Origin of the sequence: Flavobacterium sp. NRK F10, from assembly GCF_024054235.1 — a bacterium.
GTDB classification, from domain to species: Bacteria; Bacteroidota; Bacteroidia; order Flavobacteriales; family Flavobacteriaceae; genus Flavobacterium; species Flavobacterium sediminis.
Map to the genome: position 1 here is coordinate 197,624 of NZ_JAMXLC010000001.1, position 20,088 is coordinate 217,711.

The following is a 20,088-nucleotide window of genomic DNA, read 5'->3' on the forward strand; positions in this document are numbered from 1 at the left end:
AATTACGCCACCCTTCCGTAAAATTCGTTCATATATTCTTTTACAATCATGTGATTTACGCGTTTAGAAGTAGCGGCATCTAACGCAATATGATTTTTATTTTTGAATTGATCTATTAAAATGCGAATCATCATTTTTTCTGCAAAACTTTCATTTTCTAATACTTTTGCATTTTGCATGATTTGATTATCAATTTCTTTTTTCAATCCTTGTAAAGCTTCAAATAGCTTACTTTCACTATCCGTTAACGGATCTTTTTCCATTAATCGTTTGTGCAAACGAGCATATTTTTCGTCATTATCGTATTTGGCGCGAAGTAACGCATTTTTGCGCTCTAATTCTTTGGCTTTATCATAAATTTCTTGAAGTGCTTTAATATTGGCTTCCATTTCTTCTTTGGTCACTTCGCTTAAATTTTTCTTTTTAAACAAGCGTTCTAATTCTTCTTTCAAGGAAACAAAATGCGGGTCTTTTTGGTCAAAATTACCCCCGAGCATTTCTCTCGTTTTTTGAAGCGTGTTTTTCAATTCATCAGCCAAAACCATTTCTTCTTCTTTGATTTTCACAAAGGCGAATAAAACGTCTTCTAAAGCTACATTCAATAAATTAGTAGTATCAACGTTTTGTTCTAAAGCTTCTTTGGTATTGATTAATGCCAAATGATTATTGGCTTCACGCGATAAAATCGTTAATTTATGAAAATCGAGTTGTTCTAATAATTCGTAATTTCCAGAAAGTCGGATTAAATTATACAAACTCTTCGCGTTATTCAAAACACGTGTTATTTTCAACATTTCTTTTCTATCGCTGATTTGCGAAATTTGTTGTTGAAAGATTTCAGCATTTGAAGTATCATAATGAAACAAGACTTCTTTTATTTCCTTTATTTCTTCTTTAATTTCTTCAGCCGATTTAAAGAGATTAGAATAATGCACCATTTCATCACCTAATTCTTCTTGCAACTCATTAAAATAATCGCGATTGGTTTTTTCGAACTCTTTTTGAATGTCGGCAAAATCTACTACATATCCATAACGAAAATCTTTGTACGTTCGATTAACGCGTGTTAACGTTTGCAATAAATTATGCGCTTTGATAACTCTACCCACATACAGTTTTTTCAATCGTGGGGCATCAAAACCGGTGAGCAACATATTGTACACAAACAACAAATCAATCTTTCCATCTTTAAATTCTTCCACTTGGTCTTTGCGTTCTTCTTTTGTACCAATGTCGTGTAAAATAACCGCTGCCGATTTTACTTTGCTCTCTTCTATTTTTTGGTTTCCATACGATTCCTCTGGTTCCGCTGCTACGTTGAAACTATCGTTGGCAATTGCATATTTTGTTTGAAAGATTTCATACATCTTTTTAGCTTGATCGGAAGAATCACAAACCACCATTCCACCAATAGAATTATCATTAAATGAAATTCTAGCTCTTTCAAAATCTTGCACAATGTAATCTAACATCGGTTCAACAAAACGATGATGCGCATAAACTTGCGTTTTGTCGGCATTTCCTTTTAAAATGTCAATAGACTCTAAAGCTTCTTTTAATTTTAATTGGTAATTGGTTTCAATTTCCTCACGAATCAAACGCAAAGTATAACCATCAGCAATAGAAGAATTGTAGTAATATTTGTGAATATAACTACCAAATAAACTTCTTGTGTTGTAGTCTGTTCCTAATAAAGGAGTTCCTGTTAAGCCTATTTTAATCGCATTCTTATCCGATTCTTTTAAATTCGCTAAGAAACTACCTTTAGGATTATAACTGCGGTGTACCTCATCTAAAAAATACACACGTTGAATATTTAAATTGTAATCCGTATTTTGAACTACATCAGGATCGTCTTGAAACTTTTGGATATTTACTACTGTAATTTCAGGTTTTCCAGAACTGTTATGTATAACGGAAGTCGTTTTAATGTCTTTTGCAAACTCTTCACGCGAATTGATATTGTGTACAACCAATCCCCTACTTCTAAACTCTTTTCCTGCCTGAATTAGTAAATCAATTCTATCTACAATGAAATAAAATTTAGGAACTACTTTCTTTGATTGAAAATAGCTTGTTAAATATTTGACATTATAATACGTTAAAGCTGTTTTACCACTTCCTTGTGTGTGCCAAATAATACCATTTTTTACACCTTCTTCTAATTTCTGCTCAATTGCTTTTGTAGCAAATAATTGCGGATAACGCATGATATGTTTTTGCAATCCTTTGTTATCTTTTACGTAAGCAAAACCAAATTGCAAAATAAAAGCTAAACGATCTTTTTGAAATAACGAAGTACAAATGCTGTTTGTTGGCGATTTTGGATTTTTATTCGTTAAAAACTCAGGTGAGTTTTTTATACTCAATAAATTATTATCCTTTAAAACAAAGTTTTCTAAATCGTCTTCAACAGTATTTAAAAGTGATTCTAAATCAAACGTTTCCTCTTCTCTGAAATAATTGAATATTGGTTTATAGTAAGAGGTAGTCGAATAAAAAGCTCCTTGTAAGGGTTGCAACGCATTATCATCGTATTCCATATTATTAGAGAACACCATAAACTGCGTTAAGTTGATAAAATGTCGGAACTTTTTATTTTGGAAACGCATTTGCAATCTTTTATGTTCCGCTTGAATACCATCTAAATTATTTGGTTTTTTAACCTCAATAAAAACCAATGGCAATCCGTTAATGAATAAAACTATATCTGGACGAAACTCGTCTTCATCTTTTTTATAGGTTAATTCAGTTACAACATGAAAAGTATTATTTTCAAAATTCTCAAAATCGATTAATCGAATCCCTGATTGATCGATTAACTTTTCATAAAAAGCTTTTCCTAAATCTTCATTTTCTAAAGTAAGTGCTAATTCAGCATAAAATTTATCGGCTTCCGCTTCATTAAGCTCATGATTCAAACGAAGTAGATTTTCTTTAAAAATATCCGTAAAAATATTGGTTGATTCGTCCCATACTTGATCTTTTAAAGAAAGATATTGATACCCTAAACGTATCAAATGTAGTATGGTAGGAATTTTAACTCTTGAATCTTCGTTGAATTTCATTCGAATGAATTTGAATCTTTTTTATAGTATTCCAAACGTAAATAATTTTTATGGTTTGTGCAACAATTGTAATTTACTTTAACAAGTAAGTTTTGACTATTTTTAGCGAATAAAAAGAATATCGTTTGTATATGAAACCTTAATTTGAAATAAGCACATGCTTCTTACAATATTACCAATATGAATTAGAAATAATTATTCTGAAATAATATTAACAATCCTTTCCCAATCTTTATATCCAAAATAAATTTTAATTGGAAGAATACTAGCTATTTCTCTATTCTCTTCAATAAATTTAGGAAAACAATACGAATCTAACTTAGTATCCTTTCCAAAGTTTTTAGGCACAGTTATAAACTCTTCTTTTTTCCTATTTTCAAAAGAATAATAACTTCCTGAAAAATTAAAATTCCAATCTAAAATTTGTCCTTTAGCAAACTTTTTTCTCATTATTGGATCAATATGTTTAAGATCTCCATTATTGAATAATAATTTATTTAGTTCTAAAAAAAGGCTTGAAGCCAATTCTCTATATTCTGCCTCATATTTTTAAAAAAAACTCAAATTTTTCAGAACTTCTTCTTTAGTAATTTTCTTAAAAATAGAGATACTTTCATCAACAGTATCTATTTCAATCGAATAGTCTGAAAACCTTTCTTTCCACTCTTCTGCTTTTGTCTTCTTTTCTGGCGAACTAAACTTATCATAATAAATTATTAATTTATCTCCCCTATTTAATTTAAACAATACACTTTCAGATGGGAAATCCTCAATTGACTTTATAACAGTGATATTTTTATTTTCCATACTAAATTATAATTCAACAATATACTTCAAATTTGAATATCTTTTAAAATTAATATTCACTATTCGGCTCAAAATAAGTTTTATTATTTAAATTTTTAAATAAAATCAACCTGATTGAAGAAATTAAAAGGGAGTTCACTAGTGTTGTAATTTTTGCTTTTTTTACATAAAAAATCAAAAGTACAATTCATTTTATCTTAGAAGTTCTTCATACTATTTACCTTCACAGATTAGCAGATTTTTTAATGCAAAAACAAAAAGTTTTTTGGATAACAAATAATCTCAAATCTTACCCAACAAATAATCATTCAAAAACGATTTGGGGTAATGGTACTTGCCTCTAATCTTTACAAACGGAATTTTCCCTTCTTTGCGCATTCTGTACAACGTACTATCGCTGATATGAAAACGCATTTTTATATCGGCATTGTCTAACCAATCTTCTTCTTTTTGCAACCGTACAAAATAATCCAACGCCCTTTTTATAGCATCTATTTCGTCTTGCATTTGTTTTAACTGCTTATTCATAACCGTAGGAAAAAACACATATAATAACGAAAAAATCTTACGTTTATTTTATAAGTTCTAAAGGGAATGCTTTTTTTCTGATAAAACCAATTTTCAAAGAAAAGAGGTTGTCGGGTGTGCTAAAAACCCACACTTTACGACTCCAACAACCTCTTTTTTGCAGCTCTACCCTCTGTCATATTATACGACAAGCACATTACCTAAATACGAACTGGTCGCGTATTTCTTTTCGTCGGCTGAGGCAAAACCCGCCCATACCTCAACCGTTAAGCCCACTAGTCCTGCAGGAACTATCATGGCTCCGGTTCCGGCACTTCTGTTGGCAACTGCTAAAGCATACAGGGTTGTTTTAGTCGTTGGCTCATAGATAGCCGCAATAAGTTGGTCAGTAGCCACCGCTTGCCCCTGCCCTGAATTGTCTGTCCAAGTAAAGGTTACGGTGTTTGCCACAGTGGAGGCTACCGAACCCGCTTGTACCCCCAATAAATCTCCTTTAGAAATTTGCACTTTGGCATATATCATGTCAAAAACAGGATCGTTGTACACCGTGGCTTCTTTCATGTGATAGGACATGGCCTGGTTTAAACGGGTTTTTTCTCCTGTATTGTTGCCATAATAGCGGCTTAGCAATGGGTATAACGGATTTAAGAAGGCCGCAACCGTACTAAACTTTAAGCGTTGCAATGCTTGTGTCGGTGTCGCTTCTCGGTTCGCTTTTCTGGGCAAACTGCGCAACACTTCTTTTCCTCTCCAGCTAGCTCCTACTACTGGTCCTACTTTTCCTGAGAATGCACCTAAAATGCCTTTGTTATAAGTTCCCATACTTACAAAAATTAAAAATTAATACTCCTTTTAACAATAGGTTATGATACTACTGAACGCAAGCCATTTTGTACCGGTTCGGTATCATCAATTGTAATAACTGCAGCACTTCAAAAAATAGTATGCTTTAGCCTTGCGGTGACGGGTTTTGACCGGATTTGACTGAATTTGACCGCTTTTGACGGGTTTTGACCGATAAAAAGGGATTTTTCAGGGGGTTTGTTCGGTCTTTGTTCGGCATTTTTCCCAACCAGCCCGCATAAAACCTAAGATATAAGCACTGGACTCCGAACAAAACCCGAACAAAACCCGAACGAACCTCAGAAGATCTTTTTACAAAAAGTGTATCGGGTTATGGTTTTACGTAAGGAATGTGTAAAAACAAAATCTATTTTTGTAAGAAATACCAGAAACAGGAATTTAAATACCTATTGTTAAAATGGTATTTTTTTGGTAGGTTTGGGATAACTAATAAATGTTATGAAAAACGAAGCTCATGCAAGAATTAAAATTAACCAATTGCTTACTGAAGCAGGTTGGCGATTCTTTGATACTGAGCATGGTAAAGCAAATATTTTATTAGAGAATTACGTAAAGATCAGTCAAGTAGCAATTGATGCCTGGGGCAATGATTATGAAAAGATAAAAGGTGGTTCTCTTGATTTTTTACTGGTAGATGATAATAACAAACCCATTTGTGTTCTTGAAGCTAAAAAAGAAAGTTTACACCCACTTGTTGCAAAGGAACAAGCTAGAAAATATGCCAATACGGTAGGAGCGCAATACATTATTCTTTCAAATGGAGTTGTCCATTATTTATGGGATTTAAAAAAAGGAAATCCTAAACCGATTTATAAATTTCCTTCTCCGTTAGAGATCGGAGCTATAAAAGAATGGCAACCTGATAGAAAAGCATTAGCCAATGAAAAAGTAAGTATCGATTATATTGCTTCTGTACAAATGCCAGATTATGCAGAAAGACCTGGTTGGAACGGAACGGTTGAAAACAGTACCGATTTTATTTGGAACAATAAACTTCGTTTTCTTCGGTATTATCAATTAAATGCTGTTCAAAAGCTACAAGAGGCTGTCGATAAAGGGAACGATCGTTTTCTCTTTGAAATGGCAACCGGAACAGGAAAAACATTAACAGCTGCGGCTGTCATCAAGTTGTTTTTACGAACAAAAAATGCAAAGAAAGTTTTATTTTTAGTAGATCGATTAGAACTGGAAGACCAAGCGTATAAGGATTTTACAAATTATTTAAAACCCGATTATACTACGTATATCTACAAAGAACATCGAAGCGATTGGCATAAAGCCGATATTATTGTAACGACCATTCAATCGTTGCTTTTTAATAATAAGTATCGGGAACTTTTCTCTCCTACCGATTTTGATTTATTAATTTCTGACGAATCACATCGTTCTGTTTCTGGAAATTCGAGAGCGGTTTTTGAGTATTTTAACGGTTATAAATTGGGCTTAACCGCAACTCCAAAAGATTATTTGAAAGGAGTCGATTTAGATAAAATACGAGAAAATGACCCTAGGGAAATTGAACGTAGAATGCTACGCGATACCTACACTACTTTTGGTTGCGAAAATGGGCAACCTACTTTTAGATATACATTATTGCAAGGTGTAAAAGATGATTTCCTAAGAAATCCTATTACCATTGATGCCCGTACTGAAATAACCACACAATTATTATCTGACGAAGGTTATGCCGTAGTAACCCAAACAGAAGAAGGTCAAGAAGCGGAAACATTTGTATCTAGAGATTTTGAAAAAAGATTCTTTTCAGATAAAACCAATGCTGTTTTTTGTTCGACTTTTTTAGAAAAAGCGTTACGTGACCCTATAACGAATGAAATTGGGAAAACCATCATTTTTGCAGTGAGTCAGAATCATGCAAGACGAATCACAGAAATTTTAAATGAGTTTGCCGAACAATTATTTCCTAATAAATATAATTCTGATTTTGCTGTTCAGGTAACTTCTCAAGTTACCAATGCCCAACAAATGACTATTAATTTTTCTAATAACAACCTTAATGGGAAAACCAATTGGTTAGAGGGTTATAAATCGAGCAAAACACGTGTTTGTGTTACCGTAGGTATGATGACTACCGGTTATGACTGTTCTGATTTATTGAATATTGGCTTGATGCGTCCTGTTTTTAGTCCGTCAGATTTTGTTCAGATAAAAGGTCGTGGTACTCGCAAGCATACTTTTACCTATAAATTCAAGAATGAGTTGCAGGAAGAAGAAAGTATTCAAAAAGATAAAGCCCATTTTAAATTGTTTGATTTCTTTGCCAATTGTGAATATTTTGAAGAAAAGTTTGACTATGATGAAGTGTTGATTTTACCAAAGGTAAGAGAAGGCATTCCAGATAATACCGGTGAAACTAAAAGGATAAAGAAATACACCAGTGAGTTACTCGATCCTTTAGTAGTAGCTGAAGAAAAAGTAATAGGCTATGAAGGCATGAAGATTGACCGCATGCTCTATCGTGATTTTGAGAATCGTATTAAAATGGACGATATCATTAGAAAAAATGTAGAACTGGGCAACTGGGAGCAAGTGGTGAGCCATATTAAAAATGAAATCATGGACAAGCCTAATGAATATTTTAATCTTGAAAAATTACGAAAATCGGCAAAAATAGACCGAAAGGTTTCTATTAGAGAATTAGTTGAAAAAATATTTGGCATAATACCTAAATTCAAATCAAAAGATGAATTACTAGATGAAGAATTTGATAAGTTCATTAGTATTTATCCTCCGGAAGAAGATGTGAATATACGATCCTTACAGTATTTTTTTAAAGCCTATATTATCGACCAAGATATTCGTAAAATAATTGAAACCAAAGATTTTCAAGCCTTACAAACACATCCCGTTTTAACAATTGCGCAGTTTAAAGAAGTAACCGCTAAATACAGAGAAGTAGTTCCTGTTTATATTAAAGATTATGTAAATCTTGATACTTTTGCAGCCTAATGACCAAATTCAACAATACATATAGAATAGAATCTGCACGTTTGAAACATTGGGATTATGCCCAAAAAGGGGTGTATTTTATCACTATATGTACTGCCAATAGAACCCCTTTTTTTGGAACCGTAGAAAATCAGGTATTTATACCTTCAGAAATGGGAACCATTGTGGAACAAGAATGGATAAAAACGCCCAACATTAGACCGGATATGAATTTAGAATTGGGCGAATTTGCGGTTATGCCCAATCATTTTCATGGCATTATTTTTATTGGAAACAATGCGTTTAACCGTAGAGACGCCATGCATGGCGTCTCCAAAACAAATGATAATTCCAAAATAATTTCAAATACCATACATGATGATACAATCGACACGTTTGATAGAGACGCCATGCATGGCGTCTCTACGGATACGGGGGAAATAAATAATGAATACAAAAATGAATTTGGACCACAATCCAAAAATGTATCATCCCTAATTCGCGGATTTAAATCTGCCGTAACGGTTCAGGCAAAAAAAATTAACCCCGGTTTTGGTTGGCAACCAAGATTTTATGACCATATCATTAGAAATCAACAATCGTATGATGTGATTTCACAATACATCATTGACAATCCCAAAAAATGGGTTGATGCTGAATTTAATAAATAATAATTGATTACCCGAAAAAACAAATAATGTTAGACAACATAACCAAAAGAAGAATAGACGATTGCCGTGATATATTGGTTGGGAAATTACCCGATCCCAAATCGCAAATAGAACAAATTACCATTGCGCTGATTTACAAATTCATGGACGACATGGATAAAGAAGCCATTGCATTAGGTGGCAAGGCAAAATTCTTTTCTGATTATACCCTTCCAGACCCAAACGCCCCCAACAAAACATTACTTGTACCTTTTGAAAAATACAGTTGGGGCAATTTGTTTGATGCCAAAGTAAGCGCTACCCAAATGCTAAAATTATATTCGGAAGCCATTGAAGGGATGGTCAAAAACCCGAATATTCCGGAATTGTTTGCTACTATTTTTAAAAACGCCTATTTACCTTATCGGGATCCCGAAACCTTAAAAATGTTTTTAAAAACCATAGGTGAATTTGAATACACCCATAGTGAAAAACTAGGCGATGCCTTTGAATATTTATTATCGGTTATGGGTTCGCAAGGCGATGCAGGACAATTTAGAACCCCTAGGCATATTATCGACTTCTTGGTAGCGGCTGTTGACCCCAATAAAAATGATACCATTCTTGACCCAGCTTGTGGTACAGCAGGATTTTTAATATCGGCTTTTAAATATATTTCAAATAACGGTACAAACGCCATGCATGGCGTCTCAAATAACGAATTACAACCCGACGAGCGAAAAAAAATAATCAAAAACCTAATAGGCTATGACATTTCGCCCGATATGGTGCGCATGAGTTTGGTGAATTTATATTTACATGGTTTTTCAGACCCTCATATTTTTGAATACGATACCCTAAGCAGTGAAGACCGATGGGACGAAACCTTTGATGTAGTATTGGCTAACCCACCCTTTATGAGTCCAAAAGGAGGCATAAGACCTCACAAGAAATTTTCAATAACCAGCAACCGTAGCGAAGTATTGTTTGTAGATTATATAGCCGAACATTTAAACCCCAATGGAAAAGCGGGTATTATTGTGCCCGAAGGCATTATTTTTCAAAGTGGAAAAGCCTACAAAGAATTACGCAAGATGCTTGTTGATAACTATTTGTATGCGGTGGTGAGTTTGCCCGCAGGTGTTTTTAACCCGTATAGTGGTGTAAAGACCTCTATTTTATTAATGGACAAAGCACTGGCAAAAAAAACCAATGATATTCTATTCGTAAAAATAGAAAACGACGGCTACAGTTTGGGTGCACAACGCACTCCTATAAAAGGAGGGCAACTTGAAGAAGTGATACAAACCCTAACCGATTATAAAAATCATATAATAAATAGCCAACCTTTTGAAAACACCACACTAGCCCATGCTGTAAGCAAAGAAGCCATAGGAAAAAGTGGGGATTATAATTTGAGTGGTGACAAGTATAAAATAATATCACTTACTTCAAGCAAATATGACCTAGTAAAGTTAGAAGACATTTGTGATAGACTTTTTGCTGGAGGTGATGCTCCAAATGAATTTTCAAAAACTCAGACAATAAATTTTAATATTCCCATTTATTCAAATGGAATAGGAAAAAAAAGTATTTATGGTTATTCAAATATATCAAAAGTAGATGAAGATGCTGTAACAATTTCTGCAAGAGGAACAATAGGTCATGCAAGAGTTAGAAAGGCTCCTTTTTTACCAATAGTAAGATTAATTGTAGCAATACCGAATAAGACAAAAGTCAATATTAATTATTTACAGCTCCTTTTAGATTCGCTTGATATATATAGAAATGGGAATTCAATACCTCAATTGACAATCCCAATGATTAAAAATGAAAAAATCCCCCTTCCTCCTCTATCCGTTCAAGAAGAAATTGTAGCAGAGATAGAGAGTTATCAAAAAATTATTGATGGTGCAAAAATGGTAGTCGATCATTACAAACCGAGGATTGAAATTGATCCTAAGTGGGAGATGGAACAACTTGATAAGATTATAAAACTATCTAGTGGAAAAGGTTTGACATCTATAAATATGGTTGAAGGACCATATCCTGTTTATGGAGGAAATGGAATAAATGGTTATCATAATGAATATTTTCTTGAAGAACCCACAATTGTAATAGGAAGAGTTGGAGCATATTGTGGAGTTGTTCATATCACAGAAAATAAATCATGGATTAGTGATAACGGCTTATATGTAACTAACTTTCTTCAAGAGATAGAATTAAAATATTTAAGTCAAGTATTAACTCAATTAAATCTTAATCAATTTGCAAAAGTTGGTGGTCAACCATCTATTTCACAAAAAACAGTTACTGATTTAAAAATTCCTGTCCCATCGCTAGAAACCCAACAACAAATTGTTTCCCAAATAGAAAAAGAACAAGCATTGGTCAATGCCAATAAAGAGTTGATTGCTATTTATGAGCAAAAAATAAAGGATAGGATTGCTAAAGTGTGGGGAGAGTAATGGAAGAAGCCTATTACATATTTGAATATTTACCTGTTCGTTTTAAAGATACAAACGAACAAGAGTATATTCAACATCTATGGTCTTCCTATGAGAGTAACTACAATAATGAAAAATATCAATTTGCTTTTATGGCATATCATATGTTGTTTATGAGCTTTGTTTATTTTAATATTTGGCAAGTAAAATCTGTTCGTGAAGATGATTTTAATAAAATAAAGTTGGGATTTAGTGATAGATTAGATAAAGTTACAAATCCTTTCATGTTTAGTACTGAAGGTGAAAGTAGAATCTTTGATTTAATGAAATACTTATGTGCATCTCATTCTGATGTAAATGCTTTAGTTGGTAAATATAAAAAACTTGTAAAAGATAGAAATGATATCGCTCATGCAAATGGGTTAATTCCATTTAGAGCTGATACTTATCTTCATACTAAAATAAACAGTATTTTACAGTATGCTGAAGAAATTCAGTCTTTTTCTAAACCAATTATCCAAGAGTCTTTTGAAAGATTTTTAATTGAAAGTCAAGATGAAGAAACAAGACAATATTTTGATATAAATGAACAAATTAATGAAGCTTTAATTCATCAACATTATTTATCACAAAAAGATATTCAGTATTGTTTGGAGTATGATGTTACAGTTTTAAGTGGTGAAAGTAAATATGATGAAATTGAAAGGATTTTTGAAACATTAAAAAATGAATACGCAATTAATAATGAACAAAATTAAATAATTTAATATAGGGTCAGAGGGTTGAGACATTACGTTTTACTCAGTAATACCTTCTAAGACATACGTTAGTTGGGAAAGAGAATACCAATTTCCAAATTTCCCTCTAGAAATAGAGTAAGAAGTGAAGAAATAGTTGCCAACAGCTTAATAACTGTTGATTTCTTGAAGTTGCATCTGGGTTTAATTCTTCTAAGCATTTGTAAAGTGTTTAAGTTGTTAATTACAAAGATAACAATTTCTATACCTGAAAAGAGTAGCGTTGAAATAACCATTTCTTGGTGAAAGCTTCGAATGGCATGTAAGTCTTGAACCTGCTACTATTAGTATCTGACCCTTATTTTTTTTATATTATGGAAACACCCGAATGGTACAAATTGAAACGATACCCTCATATTGGCGAACCATTAACCATTAAGGATTACAATTGGGTAAAAGAATATATTGAGGATGAAACATGTATTAAAAAACATAGTTTCCTCCCACTTGTACATAAATGTATTGTTCAAAGAAAATATCGAGCAGATAAAAATTCAATCATTAGAAACCCAACTGGTAAAAGAAAAAGGATAATCGGTAAGCCAAAAATCAGAAACATATATTATGCTTCACATTTCGATTCATTAATTTTTTCATATTATAATAGCTTATTAAGTGAAGCTTATAATAAACTAATAAAAAACAAAAAATTTGAAAGTTCTATAGTGGCATATAGAAAAATACCAATAATAGAAGGTTCTGAAAAAAATAAATGCAATGTTGATTTCGCAAAAACAACTTTTGAATTTATAGAATCAAATAAACATGAAAAATTAAGCGTTATAGTAGCAGATGTAACATCTTTTTTTGATAATTTAGATCATAAAACATTGAAAAGACACTGGTGTAATGTTATAAATGAAAACACATTACCTCCAGATCACTATAATGTTTTTAAGGCACTTACAAAATTAAGATATGTAGAGTCTGATCAATTATTTAATAGCTATAAAGGAACAATGATTGTGGAAAAGGGTGTCCCAAATTCATCAACTCTAAAAGAATACAAACGGATTAAGATTAATTCAAATAAATATTTTAAAGAAAAAAACGCAGTTGCTTATTGTACTAAAGATGAATTCTTAAAAAACAATTTAAATCTAGTAATTTCAGCTCAAAACAAAAAAGGAATTCCGCAAGGTAGTCCAATAAGTGCAACTTTGGCAAATATTTATATGTTAGATTTTGATCAAGAAGTTTTTGAAAAAGTTGATTCAATAAATGGATTTTACCAAAGATACAGCGATGACTTAATTATAGTTTGTAAACAAGAATACGAAGATGTAATAATTCAATTCATAAGAGATAGAATTGAAAATCTTGCAAAACTTGAAATTAGTGAAAGTAAAACTAGAATTTATAGATTTGAAGATGTTGATGGAGCATTTCAAGGGTTTGAAATTGATGAAAAAACAAAAAATCCAAATTATAATAAATCATTAGAATATCTTGGTTTTACTTACAATGGTCAAAGAGTATTGATAAAAACATCTGGCTTTTCAAAATTCTACAGAGCAATGAAGCGTTCATTTAAAAAATCCTCTTCATTAGCCAAAAATAGTAAAAATCCTGATAAGAGAATTTTTAAATCTAGATTGTATAAAAGATTTACTTACAAAGGAGCTAATAGAAAACTTATTTATCGACCTTCAAAAGATGATGCAAAAAAATATATTAAAACAAAAGAATATTACTGGGGTAATTACATGAGTTACATTTATAAATCTAATGATGCAATGTTTTCAATTAATAGTACCGATGTAATAAAAAAACAGAGTAGAAAATTTTGGAAAAACTTTCATAGATTAATGAAATTTCACGAACACAAATTAACAAAATAAAAGCATAATAAGTTATTGGAAACTTGGTTTTAGATGGGGAAGCAAAAAAAATGAACTTTCGTTATTCTAGATATGCAGACGATTTAACCTTTTCTATTCAAAAAGAAGGCAAACTACCTTCATTAAAATTGATTTCTAAAATAATTACTGAGGAAGGTTTCTTTATCAATGATAAAAAAACAAAATATATGAAAAAAAGCTGCAAACAATATGTAACCGGTTTAACCACAACAAATGGGGTAAATGTTTCTAAAAAATATAGAAAAGAAATTGCTGAACATATCTTTTATTGTAGAAAATATGGCGTAAATAGTCATTTAAAAAGAAGAGAAAAAGAATTTCCAAAATACAATGCAATCAGTTTCCACGATTGGTTATACGGGCATTTATGTTTTATCAAATCGGTCAATCCAAAAGCGAATAAAAAGATGTTGGAAGATTTTAATAAGATTACATGGTTTATAGATAAATAAAAATTAAAACAACAAATCAATGAAAAAAATATTTATTCTAAAAGGAGGGGCTGATACTGGGAAAACAACCAAAATTAATCAAGTTGCAGAATGGATCATTACTACTTATACCGTACCAAATACCATTGGATTGGATATAACTAATTATAGAAAGGATACTTTTGGTATTTTAACTATTGGAAAACTAAAAATAGGGATTAATAGTGCTGGTGATAATGAAAAAGAAGTAAAGAAAATTGATGATTTATTTAGAACATCAGATATTGAATCTGTTGACATCATAATTTGTGCCTGTAGAACAAAAGGAAAAGGAAGAAAACATATACTTAATAATTATAACTATGGAAAAGGCTGGTTGCAAAAATTTATCAATATTGAAAAATTTCCTAAAGTAGATATTGCAAATCAAACTGCAAGAGATATAAGGAAAATAAATGAGTTAAAAACATGGCTAATTGGTTTGCCTAAATAAATTATGATTCAAAACTTAATTACAATTATAATTAGTGTAATAACACTTTTTTTGTCTGCTTATTTAGCTTATTATTTTGGTATTCAATCAACGCGTGCAAAAGAAAAAGATGAAAAGAAAAAGAAACTAAATAAGCTTTTATACCATTTGCTTATAGTGAGAAAGGCTGCTAGTGAAAAACTAAATTTCAAAAAACGATTAGAATCTATAAATGAATTACAGATTCAATATATGAGAGAAAATCTTGGAATTAGTGAGTCAGAAATTTCAAATAGAGAACAAACTGAAATTCTTGAAAAACAATTTGAATTAATTAGTTCTATTCTATTTTGAAGATTTAAAACTAGATTCTGAAAAATCTAAAAACAGTATAGAAATAATATTGCAAGAGTATATTGAAATTGACCCTCTGTTTTCACTTACTCTAAAAAATTACGACAAAAAACTGAAAGCTACATTTATTGAAAAAATGATAACTGAATATAGTCATGAAAATGAAGCTAAAATAGTTAAGCAATACATTGTACCACAATTAGAAAGTAAAATGATTACTGAGATAGATGAAGTTTTACATTCCATTACCTCTAAATTAGATCCCAAAATACAACGTGAAGTTCAAGAACTTTTAATTTACAATGATACTTTTGAAGTCGAAAGTAGTGATTTTAAAGAATATCTTGAAAATGTATTGTTACCATTTAAAAATGCTGTAGAAAATCAGTAATTTTATGAAAGCAACTGAAACTTTTTGGGATAGGATAAGTCTTTAAAAAATAGAAATTATCCTAATCTTCCTCAAAGTCATCCCAATTTATCGGATCTTGATCATCGTTTGGATCAGGTGGTATTGCTCCGGGCGGATTGAATAGCTCCCATTCGTCCCAAATGTAATTGCTCTTATCAAAATTAGAAACCCAATCTATAAAGAGTTCTCTGAATTCCTCTATTTCTTTTCTGATTAAGGTTACATATTCTTTTTCTTTAAAATTATCGTCAAACCTTAAACTACCCACGTGAGTATATAAATGCATGACATAGTCTCTGATTATTGCCGCATTTTGCATTCGGATGCTGTATAGATCACCTGCTTCTGCTCCTGCAATTTTAGCGCAAATTATAGCCATATCATCGCGCATCATATATTTTGTTGCATTTAAATACTCATCTTCCTCCGGAATAGCTTCCAGCAGACTGTTGATCAATTTTAAAATGAATTCTGCTTTTTGATATATCGGTAAACTATTTATTTTGTCTTTCATTTTTTACTGTTAAAATGGTAAAATTAATCCAATGATTGGAAGTCCCCTATCATCAAAAAGATCTAATTCTTCAGACTCTTATTCTTTTTGACCAAGCCGATGATGATTTGATGCCTATTTGTTCCAAAGGTAATTACTAGGGATTTATTAAAGAGGATTTTAAAGAGGTTATAAATGCCGATTTTTAGTCTTTTTTAGTCATGTTTACAATACCTTTTGTACACCTCTACTCTCTTTACCTCCTATGAATAAAGAAAAGTAAAATATTGCATCCAAAAGCCATTCACTCCTCTAAACTATTTTTCCCGTTCATTCCTTGTATAATTTCTTGAGCCAATGTATAAGGAAAGATGTTCATTGTAGCATAGAATTCCAGTTTATTGCGATCTAGTACTTGAGCTCTGGCTGTTTTATAATCTGAATCAGATAGATCGATAATCTCTTTTTTGGAATAAACCCTTTTTATTTCCTTGTTGTTCTTATCGAACAAATTTTGAAAATGCTTTCTGTTGTGCTCAAAATTAAATGATGTTACATCAGAAGAAACAAAACACCTTATGTATAAATCTAAATATTCTGAAAATCGGATCTCTTTATCTTTGTATTTATCAAAACCATATATTTGAGTAATCCATAGATTCAGGGTTTTGTTTTCAATTCCGAATTCTGTTGCAATTTCGTCTCTTGAAACTTTGATAACAGTATCCATTTTCCTGAGCAATAAGTCTTTGGTTAAACGTTGCGATCTTTTAATCTTAAATAGTTTATTGAAAACATAACGTCCTATTTTTGCTTTTATGACATCTAATCTCTCTAAGGCATATCCTAACTCTTCCTTTTTGAGATCTGTCTGCATAACCCAATTTGAAATTTTATCCGTCTGACTATTTCTTTTAAACAATTCGGACAATGTTTCAGTGACAACACAACTAAATAAAAACTTAAAATCGATCACTACATAATTTGAAGCGTTCCCGATCTCTTCTAATGAACCTATCGGCTCCGTATTTTCACCTGCAATTTGTCGGAGTTCCAATTGGAAATCCGGATCATTACAAAGCGACGTTACTTCGGACTGTATAAAATGATATAGTTTTAAAAACATACGAATGCAAAAAAGGAGTTTTTAATAAAATTAATCAAAAACTCCTTTTTTCTTTTTATTTTTTACCCTTATATTCCGGATTGTTAGGGTTTAATTGATTAGAACGATTGTCTAATTGTGCCTGATACGTTTCATTTGTCCCTGATGTACCTTTGTTAGCATTGTGACTGTCTGCATTGTGATTTTTTGTTGTACTCATAACATTACGATTTTAAAAATTATACTACAAAGATAAATGTATGCTAAAATTAAATGCTAAACAATCCCTTTTAGATAAATAAAACACTATTTAACAAACAATTACAAATCAAATACTGTTTTAATCAGGTACAACTAAATAGAAGCATTCCGGTTTACCGAATCACAACGTCAAACCTTTTTCTATTCAATGGTTTTCAAGTGTTTAATGTAATTATTTAAAAGTCCTCTGATCTGTTCTGATGCTACCGGATTTGCTGAATGTACTTTAAACTCTAAATTGCGTAAGTCAAGTTTGGATTGATAAACCAACCATTTTGCACATGCTACTCCGTCAGGTGCTACATTTCTCTCATCATCAAGTCCCAGATCATTATCAAAACTTATAAAGTTCGGAAGTCCGTTTTTGGTTATATAAGCCACAAATTCATTATAACTTCTGACTATGTCAAATTCCGATTCTAAGGATCGGTCATAAATCATATCAATCGTTCGAATATCGTCTAAAAAGAGTTTTTTCATCTTTCTTTTGTTTCCGCAAGCTGCACAAAATGTCGCCTGATGAGTTCTATATGGTTTTCCGCAAACCTCACAAACCGGACCGTACATATCTGCAAAATGGTGAAGAATTGCATTAGGGTTTCGTTCTTCGAATCCTGTCAACTCGTTATAGTAATCCAATAACTTTTTAAATCGGTTCTGATTATCTTTTTTTAAGGCTCTAAACCCTTCAGCATAGAGTTGAGATGCTATTTTACTTTCTTCTCCTTCTAACATTGGAACCTCCATTCCACATCTCCAGCAGTATCTTATTTTCATATATACAGCTATTTTTAGCCTCTTAAGCTGTCAATAGTATACAGATCCTTTTTTTCGTTTGCTGAGAGATTTTTTATCTCATATTTCATTTCCATCATTTGACTCGGATGAGAGAAACAAAAGAAAACCAACTTTTTCTTAAAAAGGCCTTTTTCTATTTTTTTAAAAAAGACTTTAAATTCTATATCCGTTTCCTTTACTTGTTTAAGGGATTCATCTAACATTGCTTTCAGTTTATTGGATACACTCTCAACCACTTGATCGTTCAATTTGTTGTCGAAAATGTGAATTTTTTCAACTAATTCAGGATAAGAATGGACTTCCCGGTATATATAACCGTTTTTCTTAAATTCATTCAGGGTTTCTGCTTTCCGCTCATCTTGCTCATCTGAAACTTTTACTTCAAACATTAATCGGTTCTCCATATCGTGATAGAGCAGTCCGGAAAAAATAGTGATCTCTTTGCGACAGTTAGTACACTTTTTACTATTCAGTGTCCCGCTTAAAACCTCTTCTTTTAAGTTAGGTTCCAGTGTAACATTGACTGTCTGATAATATTTGATCTCTTGAATAGCATTACAATGCGGGCAGTTTTCCTGTATAACTTTAAATAAACTCATCTTGTTTTTACCATTTAAAAATAGTGTGTCCCTTTTTCTTATTGCCAAATATATACCTCTTTTCTGTAAGAACAGAAAATTTGTTATTGTAAAAATAGGATTTGTACACAATCATTCTTTATCCGATGTAAAAATGTACAAATTCAACTTTATCTGATCTGATTTTTGTATTGAGCGTTCTTCTCCTCTTTTATCCAACACCTTTTAAGCCCTAAAAAGCAACCCCAAAAGAATCAGCCTGTGCACGATCCTTTTGGGGTAATTACTTTCTTTATTCTTTTTTTCTATCGAAAAGAGAAAAACATATTTTTAAAATTCAAAACATATTCCCAGTTCGTGGGTTCCGTTCTCATACTTGTTTATGTTTGTAATATTCGATTCAAAAGCATAGCTCAACTGCAAGCGGTTTTTTATCTTAATATTGAATAAGCCTCCTACAGCGCGGTCTATTCTGTAATTTGCCCCGAGATCGAGAACATCAAAAAAGTTAAATGTTCCCGTTACGTCGGTAATGGTTTCTTCGCTCGAATAGCGAACCAATGTTGAGGGGATGAACTTTATCTGATCGCTGATCGTAAAATTATAACCACCGCTTATGTAAAGCTGTGCTTTATTATTAGCAGTCGTGGCAATTCCGTTCTTATCGGCTACCCGATCCGTTTCAAATATTCTGGGAACAGACAGTGACGCAAAATAGTTGTCGTTCTTCAGATAAAAACCGGCTCCTATGTTCGGATTAAAATAATTGGTGTTCTGAGATAAGAACGGATCTGCCGGTAAATTCAACCGTTCAAAGTCAATATTCACAAATGTTCCTCCTGCCTGAACTCCGAACAATACATCCGTAGACTCGCTGATTTTTAACGCATAAGAAAAACTACCGAACAAAGAAGTTGTTCGCTCAATGAACACTTTGTCTGCTATAACAATTCCGCCAATGTTGATCTTGTCATTAACCGGGACCGACAAATTCAGGCTTTGTGTTTCAGGTGCTTCTGCAATACCGATGAACTGACTTCTGAAATTGGCTCTGACCGTAGCGCGTTCATCAAGTCCGAATGCTGACGGGTTAAAAAAACTGGTATTGTATCGATACAGAGAATAACTCGGTTCTGCTTGTGCTAAAACTTTTAATGATGATGTTAAAAGCAATAGTATTAAAAATAATAATTTATAGAATTTCATTTTATTGAT

At 32.0% G+C, this 20,088-nt stretch carries 20 protein-coding genes; 9 read left to right on the forward strand and 11 right to left on the reverse strand.

Translation table 11 applies throughout. The features are described from left to right. Window positions 1-2: 2 nt before the first annotated feature. The 5 genes from NHF50_RS00880 to NHF50_RS00900 all read right to left on the reverse strand — a co-directional run bounded on the left by NHF50_RS00880 (window position 3) and on the right by NHF50_RS00900 (window position 5,225). Window positions 3-3,068: a type I restriction endonuclease subunit R gene (locus NHF50_RS00880; protein ID WP_252774717.1), complete on the reverse strand. Its 3,066-nt coding sequence runs from the start codon at window positions 3,066-3,068 to the stop codon at window positions 3-5. Window positions 3,069-3,263: 195 nt separating this feature from the next. Continuing rightward, complete coding sequence (locus NHF50_RS00885; RefSeq protein WP_252774718.1) at window positions 3,264-3,593, reverse strand: hypothetical protein; 330 nt, start codon at window positions 3,591-3,593, stop codon at window positions 3,264-3,266. Between the two features lie 24 nt (window positions 3,594-3,617). Next, entirely contained in the window at window positions 3,618-3,875 is a 258-nt protein-coding gene (locus NHF50_RS00890) for a hypothetical protein (protein WP_252774719.1), read from the reverse strand. A 282-nt stretch (window positions 3,876-4,157) separates the two neighbouring features. After that, window positions 4,158-4,382, reverse strand: coding sequence for a helix-turn-helix domain-containing protein (locus tag NHF50_RS00895; protein WP_252774720.1), 225 nt, complete (start codon window positions 4,380-4,382; stop codon window positions 4,158-4,160). Window positions 4,383-4,583: 201 nt separating this feature from the next. Continuing rightward, the gene (locus tag NHF50_RS00900) at window positions 4,584-5,225 is read right to left on the reverse strand and encodes a DUF6266 family protein (RefSeq protein WP_252774721.1); all 642 of its coding nucleotides are present in this window, start codon (window positions 5,223-5,225) and stop codon (window positions 4,584-4,586) included. Window positions 5,226-5,705: 480 nt separating this feature from the next. On the opposite strand from NHF50_RS00900, the gene NHF50_RS00905 reads away from it, so the two are divergent. The 9 genes from NHF50_RS00905 to NHF50_RS00945 all read left to right on the forward strand — a co-directional run bounded on the left by NHF50_RS00905 (window position 5,706) and on the right by NHF50_RS00945 (window position 15,617). Beyond that, entirely contained in the window at window positions 5,706-8,234 is a 2,529-nt protein-coding gene (locus NHF50_RS00905) for a DEAD/DEAH box helicase family protein (RefSeq protein WP_252774722.1), read from the forward strand. Beyond that, entirely contained in the window at window positions 8,234-8,884 is a 651-nt protein-coding gene (locus NHF50_RS00910) for a transposase (protein ID WP_252774723.1), read from the forward strand. The genes NHF50_RS00905 and NHF50_RS00910 overlap by 1 nt, the downstream gene beginning before the upstream one ends. Before the next feature lie 26 nt (window positions 8,885-8,910). Next, window positions 8,911-11,331 carry an N-6 DNA methylase gene (locus NHF50_RS00915; RefSeq protein ID WP_252774724.1) on the forward strand — a complete coding sequence of 807 codons (2,421 nt, stop codon included), beginning with the start codon at window positions 8,911-8,913 and terminating at the stop codon, window positions 11,329-11,331. Next, entirely contained in the window at window positions 11,331-12,068 is a 738-nt protein-coding gene (locus NHF50_RS00920) for a hypothetical protein (RefSeq protein WP_252774725.1), read from the forward strand. Before NHF50_RS00915 ends, NHF50_RS00920 begins: the two co-directional genes overlap by 1 nt. Window positions 12,069-12,421: 353 nt before the next feature. Next, complete coding sequence (locus NHF50_RS00925) at window positions 12,422-13,948, forward strand: reverse transcriptase domain-containing protein (RefSeq protein WP_252774726.1); 1,527 nt, start codon at window positions 12,422-12,424, stop codon at window positions 13,946-13,948. Between the two features lie 50 nt (window positions 13,949-13,998). Then, window positions 13,999-14,421 carry a hypothetical protein gene (locus NHF50_RS00930; RefSeq protein ID WP_252774727.1) on the forward strand — a complete coding sequence of 141 codons (423 nt, stop codon included), beginning with the start codon at window positions 13,999-14,001 and terminating at the stop codon, window positions 14,419-14,421. Window positions 14,422-14,440: 19 nt separating this feature from the next. After that, window positions 14,441-14,893 carry a hypothetical protein gene (locus NHF50_RS00935; RefSeq protein ID WP_252774728.1) on the forward strand — a complete coding sequence of 151 codons (453 nt, stop codon included), beginning with the start codon at window positions 14,441-14,443 and terminating at the stop codon, window positions 14,891-14,893. 3 nt (window positions 14,894-14,896) lie between these two features. Next, the gene (locus tag NHF50_RS00940; RefSeq protein WP_252774729.1) at window positions 14,897-15,226 is read left to right on the forward strand and encodes a hypothetical protein; all 330 of its coding nucleotides are present in this window, start codon (window positions 14,897-14,899) and stop codon (window positions 15,224-15,226) included. A gap of 49 nt (window positions 15,227-15,275) precedes the next feature. Next, the gene (locus NHF50_RS00945) at window positions 15,276-15,617 is read left to right on the forward strand and encodes a hypothetical protein (RefSeq protein WP_252774730.1); all 342 of its coding nucleotides are present in this window, start codon (window positions 15,276-15,278) and stop codon (window positions 15,615-15,617) included. 61 nt (window positions 15,618-15,678) lie between these two features. Here the strand turns inward: NHF50_RS00945 and NHF50_RS00950 are convergent, their stop codons facing one another. The 6 genes from NHF50_RS00950 to NHF50_RS00975 all read right to left on the reverse strand — a co-directional run bounded on the left by NHF50_RS00950 (window position 15,679) and on the right by NHF50_RS00975 (window position 20,079). Then, window positions 15,679-16,152, reverse strand: a complete 474-nt coding sequence (locus NHF50_RS00950) for a hypothetical protein (RefSeq protein WP_252774731.1) — start codon at window positions 16,150-16,152, stop codon at window positions 15,679-15,681. 283 nt (window positions 16,153-16,435) lie between these two features. After that, window positions 16,436-17,257: a hypothetical protein gene (locus NHF50_RS00955; RefSeq protein WP_252774732.1), complete on the reverse strand. Its 822-nt coding sequence runs from the start codon at window positions 17,255-17,257 to the stop codon at window positions 16,436-16,438. 55 nt (window positions 17,258-17,312) lie between these two features. Next, entirely contained in the window at window positions 17,313-17,456 is a 144-nt protein-coding gene (locus NHF50_RS00960; RefSeq protein WP_109567942.1) for an alpha-amylase, read from the reverse strand. 182 nt (window positions 17,457-17,638) lie between these two features. Then, the gene (locus NHF50_RS15775) at window positions 17,639-18,274 is read right to left on the reverse strand and encodes a cyclic-phosphate processing receiver domain-containing protein (protein ID WP_308219290.1); all 636 of its coding nucleotides are present in this window, start codon (window positions 18,272-18,274) and stop codon (window positions 17,639-17,641) included. 14 nt (window positions 18,275-18,288) lie between these two features. After that, the gene (locus NHF50_RS00970) at window positions 18,289-18,894 is read right to left on the reverse strand and encodes a CpXC domain-containing protein (protein ID WP_252774733.1); all 606 of its coding nucleotides are present in this window, start codon (window positions 18,892-18,894) and stop codon (window positions 18,289-18,291) included. Between the two features lie 309 nt (window positions 18,895-19,203). Beyond that, window positions 19,204-20,079 carry a type IX secretion system membrane protein PorP/SprF gene (locus NHF50_RS00975; protein WP_252774734.1) on the reverse strand — a complete coding sequence of 292 codons (876 nt, stop codon included), beginning with the start codon at window positions 20,077-20,079 and terminating at the stop codon, window positions 19,204-19,206. Window positions 20,080-20,088 lie beyond the last annotated feature (9 nt).

Bases quoted from the DNA above. Each gene is read 5' to 3' on its own strand.
- NHF50_RS00925 (WP_252774726.1), top strand. From the start codon at position 12,422: ATGGAAACACCCGAATGGTACAAATTGAAACGATACCCTCATATTGGC.
- NHF50_RS00935 (WP_252774728.1), top strand. From the start codon at position 14,441: ATGAAAAAAATATTTATTCTAAAAGGAGGGGCTGATACTGGGAAAACA.
- NHF50_RS15775 (WP_308219290.1), bottom strand. From the start codon at position 18,274: ATGAAAATAAGATACTGCTGGAGATGTGGAATGGAGGTTCCAATGTTA.
- NHF50_RS00950 (WP_252774731.1), bottom strand. From the start codon at position 16,152: ATGAAAGACAAAATAAATAGTTTACCGATATATCAAAAAGCAGAATTC.
- NHF50_RS00975 (WP_252774734.1), bottom strand. From the start codon at position 20,079: ATGAAATTCTATAAATTATTATTTTTAATACTATTGCTTTTAACATCA.
- NHF50_RS00915 (WP_252774724.1), top strand. From the start codon at position 8,911: ATGTTAGACAACATAACCAAAAGAAGAATAGACGATTGCCGTGATATA.
- NHF50_RS00930 (WP_252774727.1), top strand. From the start codon at position 13,999: ATGAACTTTCGTTATTCTAGATATGCAGACGATTTAACCTTTTCTATT.
- NHF50_RS00880 (WP_252774717.1), bottom strand. From the start codon at position 3,068: ATGAAATTCAACGAAGATTCAAGAGTTAAAATTCCTACCATACTACAT.
- NHF50_RS00960 (WP_109567942.1), bottom strand. From the start codon at position 17,456: ATGAGTACAACAAAAAATCACAATGCAGACAGTCACAATGCTAACAAA.
- NHF50_RS00910 (WP_252774723.1), top strand. From the start codon at position 8,234: ATGACCAAATTCAACAATACATATAGAATAGAATCTGCACGTTTGAAA.
- NHF50_RS00895 (WP_252774720.1), bottom strand. From the start codon at position 4,382: ATGCAAGACGAAATAGATGCTATAAAAAGGGCGTTGGATTATTTTGTA.
- NHF50_RS00940 (WP_252774729.1), top strand. From the start codon at position 14,897: ATGATTCAAAACTTAATTACAATTATAATTAGTGTAATAACACTTTTT.
- NHF50_RS00920 (WP_252774725.1), top strand. From the start codon at position 11,331: ATGGAAGAAGCCTATTACATATTTGAATATTTACCTGTTCGTTTTAAA.
- NHF50_RS00905 (WP_252774722.1), top strand. From the start codon at position 5,706: ATGAAAAACGAAGCTCATGCAAGAATTAAAATTAACCAATTGCTTACT.
- NHF50_RS00955 (WP_252774732.1), bottom strand. From the start codon at position 17,257: ATGTTTTTAAAACTATATCATTTTATACAGTCCGAAGTAACGTCGCTT.
- NHF50_RS00890 (WP_252774719.1), bottom strand. From the start codon at position 3,875: ATGGAAAATAAAAATATCACTGTTATAAAGTCAATTGAGGATTTCCCA.
- NHF50_RS00970 (WP_252774733.1), bottom strand. From the start codon at position 18,894: ATGAGTTTATTTAAAGTTATACAGGAAAACTGCCCGCATTGTAATGCT.
- NHF50_RS00900 (WP_252774721.1), bottom strand. From the start codon at position 5,225: ATGGGAACTTATAACAAAGGCATTTTAGGTGCATTCTCAGGAAAAGTA.